Source organism: Caballeronia sp. ATUFL_M2_KS44 (genome assembly GCF_023630965.1).
In the GTDB taxonomy this organism is placed as follows: domain Bacteria; phylum Pseudomonadota; class Gammaproteobacteria; order Burkholderiales; family Burkholderiaceae; genus Caballeronia; species Caballeronia concitans.
The window spans coordinates 59,354-69,166 of record NZ_JALQEA010000060.1 but is presented as its reverse complement, the minus strand read 5'-3'; the positions used below and the strand labels follow the sequence as shown (position 1 = coordinate 69,166).

The window sequence follows — 9,813 nt, the reverse complement described above, 5'->3', positions numbered from 1 at the left end:
CCCTTGCGCATGTCTTCGAACACGGAGCGCTCGAACTTCGAGATGTTGAGTCCGTCGATGATGATGCTGGAGTCGTGAAGGCTGGTCATTGCGTGTTGTCCGTTCAGTTTTGCGTGGCGAGGGCGAGCGCTCAGATGGTTTGCCGCGACGTGCGTTCCATTGCGTTGGCTCGCGTTCCCGTTGCGTTGCCCGCGTCTTCGAGCGCCGTCTTCGAGGTTTCGTGCAGCGCGAGGCCGCCGATCATCGCGAAGATCGATACCGCGATCAGATAGTAGGCAGGCGAGAGGTTCGTGCCGGTGGAAGCAATCAGCCACGTGGCGACGAGCGGCGCCGTGCCGCCGAAGATGGTGTACGCGAGGTTGTACGTGATGGCCGATGCCGTATAGCGCGCCTTCGTCGCGAACACTTCGGACATGAGCGGCGCAGTCACGACACCCGAAAGCACCGCGCCGATGGCGAGCAGCGCGACGCCGAGCAGCGAATGAGACAGCACGCCCGAGCCGCCCAGCGAGAACGCCGGATAGACCAATGCGATGATGAACACACACGTCGTGGCGATCGTCGCGCGGCGGCCGACGAGGTCGGAGAACAGGCCGGCGAGCGGGCACAACGCGGCGGCGAAAAGGAGCGCGAGCACGGTCACGAGCAGCGATGCGCCGCGCGTCAGATGTCCCGCCACTTGAAGATAGGTCGCGAAATACGTCGTGAACGTATAGAACGAAAGCGCGGTGACGGACACGAACGCGCCGAGCTTCACGATATTCCACAACTGCGAATGGAGGGTTTCCATCAACGGTGCATGCGCGACTTCATGCCTGTTTTCGAGCGCCTGGAATGCGGGCGTTTCGTTCAGGCTCACGCGCAGATAGACGCCGATGAGACCGACAGGCGCCGCGATGAGGAACGGCACGCGCCAGCCCCAGTCGATCATCGCTTGTGCCGACAGCGACGATTCGAGCAGATACGCAACCACCGCCGCGCACGCGAACGAAGAGAATGTCGAGACCGGAACGAAGCTGCCGAAGAATGCGCGGCGTCGGCGCGGCGCATGTTCCATCACGTAGGCGCACGCGCCCGCATACTCGCCGCCTGCGGAAAACCCTTGCACGCAACGGATGATGGTGAGCAACAGCGGCGCCCAATAGCCGATGCTCGCGTAAGTCGGAAGCACGCCGATGAGCGTGGTGGAGCCGGCCATCAGCAAGATGGTGAAGGCGAGCGTTCGCTTGCGGCCGATGCGGTCGCCGATCACGCCGAAGAATATTCCGCCTAACGGACGGAACGCGAACGCGACCGCGAATACCGCGAATGTTTTCAGAAGGCCGACAGTGGGATCGCCACTCGGAAAGAATTCACGCGTGAGAATGGTGGCGAGAAAACCATACGCGGCGAAATCGAACCACTCGACAAAATTGCCGATAGAGGCTGCCGCAATCACTTTTCTTAGCGTGCCGGTGTCGACTTCCTGGGTTTGCTGGCCTGCCATGGTGCCTCTCCTCATCAAGTGTCGGTGCCTTGCGGTATCGAAAGGAGAGTAGGACCTCAATTACGTAGGTCCATACGTGTCAATTACCTAGGTAATCGCGTCTCTCTCACTTAAAACTCACTGGCGGGAAAAGCACGTCTGGCGGACCGCCTGCATAATGTCGGCTCGCTGCAACCGGACTGGAGCACACACGCGTATGAATCGCGAGCATATGGTTTTGGGCGCATTTCTCTTCAACCCGCAGGGCGATCACCGGATGTCATGGCGTCATCCCGATGCCCCCGGCGCCGATATTTTCGGCCTCTCGTATTTTCAACGGCTCGCTGCCTTGGCCGAGTCCGCGTGCATGGACGCATTGTTCATTGCGGACCACGTGGCCATGTGGGATTCATACGAAAGCAACGTCGCGCATTACGCCAACGCTCGTCTCGAACCCATCACGCTGCTTTCGGCGTTGTCGGCGGTGACGCGCGACATCGGTTTGATCGGCACGGTTTCCGCGTCCTACAGCGAGCCGTACAACACGGCCCGCATGTTTGCATCGCTGGATCATCTGAGTCAGGGGCGCGCGGGCTGGAACGTCGTCACGTCCGGCATGGACGAAGAAGCGATGAACTTCGGCCGCGACGCCAATCTCGAACATCGTTTCCGCTATGAACGTGCCGCCGAATATCTCGAAGTCGTCGAGATGCTGTGGGATAGCTGGGAAGACGGCGCGATGCTGCTCGATAAAGCCACCGGCGCTTTCGCCGATCCGTCGCGAGTCCACCGTATCGATCATGACGGCGCGCATTTCAAGGTGCGCGGGCCGCTGAACGTGCCGCGTTCACCGCAAGGCTATCCGCTGATCGCGCAAGCAGGCGCGTCCAGTGACGGCCGTGACCTGGCCGCGCGTTACGCCGATCTGCATTTCACGCGCTATCGAGGCATCGATGACGGGCGTGCGTATCGACAGGACTTCGACGCGCGACTCGCCCGCTTCGGCCGCGCGCCCGAGAGCTTCAAGATATTGCCCGGCATTCAGCCGATCATCGGCGAATCGGCCGCTGAAGCCGAAGACAAGCGTGCACGTCTGGAATCGCTCGTGCCCGAGCGTCTGGGCGTGGACATGGTGTCGAGTTGGTGCGGCGTGGATGTATCGGGCATGCCGCTCGACGGCCCGCTTCCCGACTTGCCCGACGAAGCGCACTACAACGGCCAGCGCACCAATCTCAAACGCATGCAGGGCCTCAAGGAACAGAACAAGACCATTCGCGAAGTGGCCCGCTTGCTGGCCAATGCGGGCGGCGCGCAGGTCATGGCGGGCACCGCCACCGGCATCGCCGATGAAATGGAAGCCTGGTTCAAGGCGGGCATCTGCGATGGCTTCATCCTCATGTTCCCGATCCTTCCGACCGATTGCGCGGACTTCGTGAACAAGGTGGTTCCCGAGCTGCAAAGGCGCGGTGTCGCACAGACGCGCTATCGCGAAGGGACGTTGCGCGACAAGCTCGGCCTCGCGCGACCGCCAAACAGGTTCGCGCGATCGCGATGATGGCCGGCTAACGCGTTCTATCCGCGATAGGCTTGCGGTCGGCAACCGATACGACATCACTATTACAAGGCACGCAGCTGATGAAATCATGGAGAAGCAGGTTCGGGGCAGTTCGAAGCAATGGAAGCGAGCTTCAGAATCACGTTGTCGATGAATATCTCGCCGGGCGCCTTTCGCGTCGCGAGCTACTGAAGGCGGGCAGCGTGCTCGGTCTCTGGACGCTCGGCGGCTCGTCGCTCGTCATGCCGGGCATCGCGGGCGCGGCGGATGCGGCATCGCCCGCGAACACGACGATTCGCGTCGGGCATCCGATGCCTTCCGGCGCGATCGATCCGTTGACCGCATTCGATGTCGCCAGTCCCGCGTTGCTGAATCAGAGCGGCGAGTATCTGTTGAATGCGGATGCGGAAAGCGCAACGCTTCATCCGGCGCTCGCGTTGTCATGGCAGCCGAACGAGAAGGGCGACGTGTGGACGTTCAAGTTGCGCAAAGGCGTGCGCTTTCAGGACGGCCAGCCGATGACCGCGAAAGACGTTGCCGCGACCTTCGACCGCCTGACCGATCCTTCGGCGGGTTCGGCTGCGCGCGCCATCATGCGCGGCGTGTTGTCGAAGGGCGGCACCGTGGCGCGCGACGACGAAACCGTCGAGTTCCATCTCGATGCGCCGAACGGTTCGTTCCCGTGGTACGTGTCGTCGGATACGGTCAATGCCGTCATTCTTCCCGCGAACTTCAAAGGGCCTTACGAGCAATCGTTCATGGGAACGGGACCTTACCGGCTCGAAAAGTTTCAGCCGCGCATCGGGGCATCGTTCGTGCGCAACGACGATTACTGGGGCACGAAGGCTCGCATTGCGCGCGTCGAATTCAAGTTCTATGGCGACCAGCAAGGGCAGATACTCGCCATGCGCGGACGTCAGGTCGATCTGCTCACGCGCTTCACGGTGCATGGCGGACTGGCCTTGCTGAACGATCCGTCGTTCAGGATTATCGGCATGCGTTCGAGCACGCATCGGCAGATTCACATGCACACGGATCAGGGCGCCTTCAAGGACAAGCGCGTGCGTCAGGCCATGGCGATGAGCCTCGACCGCGATGCGATCGTTCGAGGTCTCATTCAGGGGCGCGGCGTGGCGGCCAACGATCATCCGTTCGCGCCGTTCTTCGCGACCTTCGATCCTTCGGTTCCGCAGCGAAAGAAGGACATCGCCGGGGCGAAGGAACGGCTCGCCGCAGCGGGCGTGCCGAATGGCTTCGCGGCCACGCTCACCACCGAGCAGTTCCTGGAGATGCCGGATCTGGCTGTCGTCGTGCAGAACGCGGCCAAGGCCATCGGCGTGAATCTCACGCTGAAGGTCGAATCGCAAGAGGCGTATTACGGTGCGGGCACGGCGGGCAAGTCGGACTGGCTCGACTCGCCGCTCGGCATGACGGACTACGCGCATCGCGGCGTGCCGGACGCCTTCCTGCGCGGACCGCTTCTGAGCGGCGGCGCATGGAACGCGGCGCACTTCGCCAACCCCGCGTACGATGACCTCGTGAAGCAGTACATCGGCACGCTCGATGTCGCGGCGAAGAAGCAGGTGGCGGGCAAGATCGAACGGCTGCTCGTCGACGAGACGCCGCTCGTGATTCCGTATTTCGCCGATTCGCTCATCGTCACCGGTGCGAACGTGCATGGCGTACGGCCGACGCCGATGGCCCAGCTTTATCTGGATCAGGCCACGCTCGCGTGAAATCGCGCATGCATCGCGGCGTGCCGTTTTTGTTTTTCTTTCCGATGCGCCGTGCAGGCGCTTTCCCAACCCAAGGAGCTCGAACATGATGAACCGGGACAATCCCGTCTGGCTGATCACCGGCTGCTCGACAGGCTTCGGCCGCGAACTGGCGAAAGCCGTGCTCGAACGCGGCTGGCGCGCTGTCGTGACCGCGCGCGATGTGTCGAAGGTGGAAGACATCGTCAAGGGAAACGAGGACCGCGCGATGGCGTTGCCGCTCGACGTGCAGAACGCCGGGCAGATCGCGAGCGTCGTCGAAGAGACGAAGCGTCGTTTCGGCCGCATCGACGCGCTCGTCAATAACGCGGGCTACGGCTATCTCGCCGCGATAGAAGAAGGCGAGGACGATGCCGTGCGCGACATGTTCGAGACCAACGTGTTCGGTCTCGTCGACATGACCAAGGCCGTGCTTCCGGTGATGCGGGCGCAGAAGAGCGGCATCGTCATCAACGTTTCGTCGATCGGCGGGCTCACCAGCTTCGCCGCGACCGGTTACTACCACGGCACGAAGTACGCGGTGGAAGGCATATCGGAGTCGCTCGCGGTGGAAGTGAAACCGCTCGGCATCGACGTGCTGCTCGTCGAGCCGGGGCCGTTCCGCACGAACTGGGCGGGACCGTCGATCAAGGCTTCCGCGACCGAGATCGCCGACTACGCATCGACGGCGGGCGAGCGGCGCAAGCAGACCGCCGCGCGCAGCGGCAATCAGGCAGGCGATCCGGTGCGCGCGGCGCACGCGATCATCGAGGCAGCGACGGCCGATGAACCGCCGCTGCGTCTGCTGCTGGGCAAGACCGCGCTCGAACTCGCGCGCAAGAAGCTCGATTCGCTCAAGCGGGACTTCGACGCGTGGGAGAAGGCGACCGTGGGCGCCGACTTCCCGGAATCGCAGAGTTGAGCGTTTCGCCCTGAACCAGCGGCGGAATCGGCTGAGCGATGCCTGCGCGCGTGCGGTCCGTGCTCACCGATTCGAGCACGGCATGCACGACGCGCTCCACGCCCGGCCAGTTCTTGTCAGGCGCGTTCTCGATGTAGTTCTCCGGGGCCACGCTGCGATAGTGCTCGGGATAGCCCCAGATCGCATCGTGCACGGCCGGCCTCGTGATGCTGCCGCCGAGCACCGCGACGGTCGGCCGATGAAACGCGGCGGCGACGTGCATGAGCATCGACGAACTCGTGAGCACGACGTTCGCCTGTTCGGCGAGCGCGAAGACGGTTCGCATCGGCACGTCGCCCGCGACGGAACGCACCGGCACGTTCTTGCCGGCGGCTGCGATGGCATCGGCGGCGCGTGTCTTGTCGGCTTCGCTGCCGACGATGACGATATCGCAGGCATGGCCGGACAACTGCAACGCGGACGCGATGCGCGCGAGCGCCGCGCCCACCTGACGAGGATCCCAGACCTTCGTCGGCACGCCCGCGCCGATGCCCACCAGGAGGCGCACCGTATTGGGGCTTGCGGTTCTCCAGATTTCGTTGGCGCGTGTGCGTTCGGCAGCGGTGAGAAAGAGTTGCGGGCGCGCTTCGGGCAGCTCGGTTGCGCCGAGCAGTTCGGCCTGCGCAAGCGCGGCGCGTCCGGACTGGCGGCGCGCGAAGTCGATGAACGCGTGGCATCCGCTGTGGCCGCCGCGATAGCCGCGCACGCCGATGCGGTATCGCACGCCGAGGCGCATCATCAATAGCGCGCCCATGTAGCTGCCGAGGACATCGATGCCGACATCGAACCCGCCGCGCTTGCGCAACACGGCGATTCGCGGCGACTTCGTGAGGAAGCGCAGGACGCTGCGCGCGGAGCGGTCGGGGACGAGCTTGTTGTTCCAGGGCGCATCCAGCTCGACGATTTCATCGACGAACGGATTGTTCTCCAGAATCGGACGTCCCCAACTGCCGATGCCCGCGACGATGCGCGTCGCCGGGAAGCGCTTCTTGAGCGCCTCGAAGACGGGCGTCGTGGTCAGCAGTTCGCCGAAATCGTTCGGACGCAGGACGAGGATTTCGCGCGGCGTATCGCGCTGCGGATCATGGCGTGGCGGATTGAAGCGCCCGATCGTCCAGACCGGCAGCTCCGTCAACAGACTCTTCCAACCCATTGCTTCTCCCATAAAGACGGCGGGCGCCGGGCGGCGCTGCTTCACGGGGTCGATTGTGCAGATGGATGCGGGCGCGATCTGTGTGCGGGATGACGCAACGCGTTCGATCGGCGGTTGATGCGCGGCTTGCTTGCGGAAATGAGCGATAAAAAAACCCGGAAAGGCGGCTTCCCGGGTCTCATTGCGCTGACGTCGCCGCTATTGCCATTTCGCTCTCTTATGGCGATTGCGGCCGATCACATCCCACAGTCTTTTCGACTCTTTCTGCGCCGACTTCGCGCCCTCGTCGTGTGGATGCTCATGCTCGGCGGTAGCGCTGCGCCGCGCGTGCCTGAATAACTCAGCGAATTTCATGGGAACCTCCTTTCGCAGCGAACACGCCGCGATATTTCAGTCTACTCCGGCTGAGTCGTGCGGTTCAAGTTCCGGACGCGTCGGGCACGCTTACAGCGAAGCGCGGGCGGCGCAAGCCGCCCGTGCCTCGCTCAGTCCGCAAGCGCCGGATCGCTCATGCTGTTCTGTCCGGTCTCGACGTGCCCGGCCAGACGACGTTCGAACGTGCTGTCCGTATCGACGGTGATGCGCACGTCGTACCAGCCGTGCGACGCGCGCAAGTCGAGATAGACCTGAGCCGTCTCGCCGCCGGCGACCTTTCGCGTCACGTTCTTCGAGGCATCGTAAGCGTTCTCGATCTTGAACGTGCACGGCCCGCTTCCGAGGTTCTTCAGCCGCAATTGCAGATTGCCGTTCGCGACGTCATAGCCTTCCGCGATCTCGGGCAGCGCTTCATCGCGCGACCACCAGCTATGCGACGATCCCGCTGCCTTGCCCGCGATGTGCCGCAGAAACCCGTTCGGACCATGCACGACGAAGTCGTAATGGCCATCCGCTTGCGTCGAAACGCGATCCGCCAGGCGCTTGTTCGCCTCGACCGTGTATGTTCTCGGCGCATCCGTGCTGCCGTTGCGATAGAGCAGAAACACCGCGCCCGCCGCGCCCGTGTTCACGAAGTCGAAAGCCACCGCGCGCCCGGATGCATCGGCCTGCGAGCGCACGAACAGTTCATAGGGCAGCGCACGCGCAGGACGCACGCCGGGCTCCTGCTTCGGCATCGTGGTGACGACGGGCGGCACCGGCACGTAGTCGGGATGACGCGCCTTGTCGGGCGGCGCATAAGTGGCCGTGCTCGGCAGCGACGGCACGCGGCTATTCGGATTGCAGAAGTCGAATGCGGATGTCAGGTCGCCGCAGATCGCGCGTCGCCACGGCGAGATGTTCGGCTCGTCGAGACGATGCGCGCGGCCGAAGCGCTTCTGGATGAATCGAATGACCGAGGTGTGATCGAAGGTTTCGGAGCACACCCAGCCGCCGCGCGACCACGGCGACACCACGAGCATCGGCACGCGAGCGCCGAGGCCGTATGGGCCCGCCGCATACTTCTGGCTGCCCGCGTAGATTTCGGTGCTGGTATCGACCGTGGAGAGTCCGTTCGCGCTCGACATCGGCGGGAACGGCGGCACGATGTGATCGAAGAAGCCGTCGTTCTCGTCGTAGTTGATGAGCAACGCGGTCTTGCTCCATACGTCCGGATTCGACGTCAGCACTTGCAGCACCTGATCGACGTACCATGCGCCATAGTTCGCCGGCCAGTTCGGATGCTCGGAGAACGCTTCGGGCGCGACGATCCACGACACCTGCGGCAGCGTGCCCGCCTGAACGTCTTTCTTTAGCATGGCGAAATAATCGTCGCCGGCGGATGCGTTGGTGCCACGGCGTGCCTTCTCGTAGAGCGGACTGCCCGGCTGCGCGTTCTGATACTGCGTGAAGTAGAGGAGCGAATTGTCGCCGTAATTGCCGATGTACGCGTCCTGCGTCCAGCCCCACGAGCCTTTCGCATCGAGGCCCGTGCCCACGTCCTGATAGATCTTCCACGAGATGCCCGCGCGTTCGAGCACTTCAGGGAACGTGGACCATCCATAGCCCGCTTCCGCGTTATCGATGACAGGACCGCCGCCCGCGCCGTCGTTGCCGACATAACCGGTCCACATGTAATAGCGGTTCGGGTCCGTCGATGTGTTCGTCGAGCAGTGATAGGCGTCGCAGATGGTGAACGCGTCCGCAAGTTGATAGTGGAACGGGATGTCGTCGCGCTTCAGATACGCCATCGTCGTCGTGCCCTTGTACGGCACCCACTGATCGTATCGGCCGCCGTTGAACGCGCCTTGTCCGCTCGTCCAGTCGTGAGGCAAGTCCTGCAGGAACTGCATGCCGAGATTGGATGCGCCCGGATGGAACGGCAGCACTTCGCCCGCACCGGCCGCGATCGGCTGGTGATACACGGTCTTGCCATTCGCGAGACGCACCGCGCGCTTGTCGCCGAAGCCGCGCACGCCGCGCAGCGTGCCGAAGTAGTGATCGAAGGACCGGTTCTCCTGCATCAACACGACGATATGCTCGATGTCCTCGATCGATCCATGACGATTGTTCGCCGGTATCGCGAGCGCCTGGCGAATGCCGAGCGGAACGATGTTCAGTGCTGCGGCGGCGCCTGCGGTCTGCGCGGCGGCGCGAAGAAATTCACGTCTGTTCTGGTTTGTCATTCGGGTATCGAGGGCAAGGAGGAAGTTTCAGTCGACGGTGTGAATGACGGGCGCAGCGAGGGCATTCGACGAAGGCACTGCGGGCGCGGGCTGACTCGTGTGCGACGTTGCGGACATCGCCCAGTTCTGCAGTTCGCTCGTTTGTGCCATCGGTGCCGTGGGTGCCATGGATGCCGTCTGCGCCGCTTGCGATGGTGCGGCCGCGCGTGTGTCGACTGCCGTGTCGTGTTCGCTGTCGCATCCGCCAACGATTGCGCACGCGAGCGTGATGAGGCCCGCCGCGACGAGGCGGCGTTGCTTGACGTGATTCATTGCGTCTCCGTCG

Annotated in this window: 8 protein-coding genes; 3 read left to right on the top strand and 5 right to left on the bottom strand. The window is 63.4% G+C overall.

The window, feature by feature from the left end:
* Nucleotides 1–130: 130 nt before the first annotated feature.
* Nucleotides 131–1,486 (bottom strand): MFS transporter, encoded by a 1,356-nt coding sequence (locus tag NCR39_RS26380; RefSeq protein WP_250455397.1) that lies wholly within the window; start codon nt 1,484–1,486, stop codon nt 131–133.
* Nucleotides 1,487–1,682: 196 nt separating this feature from the next.
* On the opposite strand from NCR39_RS26380, the gene NCR39_RS26375 reads away from it, so the two are divergent.
* The 3 genes from NCR39_RS26375 to NCR39_RS26365 all read left to right on the top strand — a co-directional run bounded on the left by NCR39_RS26375 (nt 1,683) and on the right by NCR39_RS26365 (nt 5,696).
* Nucleotides 1,683–3,020 (top strand): LLM class flavin-dependent oxidoreductase, encoded by a 1,338-nt coding sequence (locus tag NCR39_RS26375; protein WP_250455395.1) that lies wholly within the window; start codon nt 1,683–1,685, stop codon nt 3,018–3,020.
* Between the two features lie 80 nt (nt 3,021–3,100).
* Complete coding sequence (locus NCR39_RS26370) at nt 3,101–4,756, top strand: ABC transporter substrate-binding protein (protein ID WP_250455393.1); 1,656 nt, start codon at nt 3,101–3,103, stop codon at nt 4,754–4,756.
* An 85-nt stretch (nt 4,757–4,841) separates the two neighbouring features.
* On the top strand, nt 4,842–5,696 hold the full coding sequence (locus NCR39_RS26365; RefSeq protein WP_250455391.1) for an oxidoreductase: 855 nt from the start codon (nt 4,842–4,844) through the stop codon (nt 5,694–5,696).
* Here the strand turns inward: NCR39_RS26365 and NCR39_RS26360 are convergent.
* From NCR39_RS26360 to NCR39_RS26345, 4 genes are all read right to left on the bottom strand, one after another.
* Nucleotides 5,629–6,888, bottom strand: a complete 1,260-nt coding sequence (locus NCR39_RS26360) for a glycosyltransferase family 9 protein (protein ID WP_250455388.1) — start codon at nt 6,886–6,888, stop codon at nt 5,629–5,631. The genes NCR39_RS26365 and NCR39_RS26360 overlap by 68 nt on opposite strands.
* 198 nt (nt 6,889–7,086) lie before the next feature.
* Nucleotides 7,087–7,242, bottom strand: a complete 156-nt coding sequence (locus NCR39_RS26355) for a hypothetical protein (RefSeq protein ID WP_250455387.1) — start codon at nt 7,240–7,242, stop codon at nt 7,087–7,089.
* Between the two features lie 131 nt (nt 7,243–7,373).
* Nucleotides 7,374–9,488, bottom strand: a complete 2,115-nt coding sequence (locus NCR39_RS26350) for a phosphocholine-specific phospholipase C (RefSeq protein WP_250455385.1) — start codon at nt 9,486–9,488, stop codon at nt 7,374–7,376.
* A 27-nt stretch (nt 9,489–9,515) separates the two neighbouring features.
* Entirely contained in the window at nt 9,516–9,800 is a 285-nt protein-coding gene (locus tag NCR39_RS26345) for a hypothetical protein (RefSeq protein ID WP_250455383.1), read from the bottom strand.
* Nucleotides 9,801–9,813: the final 13 nt, after the last annotated feature.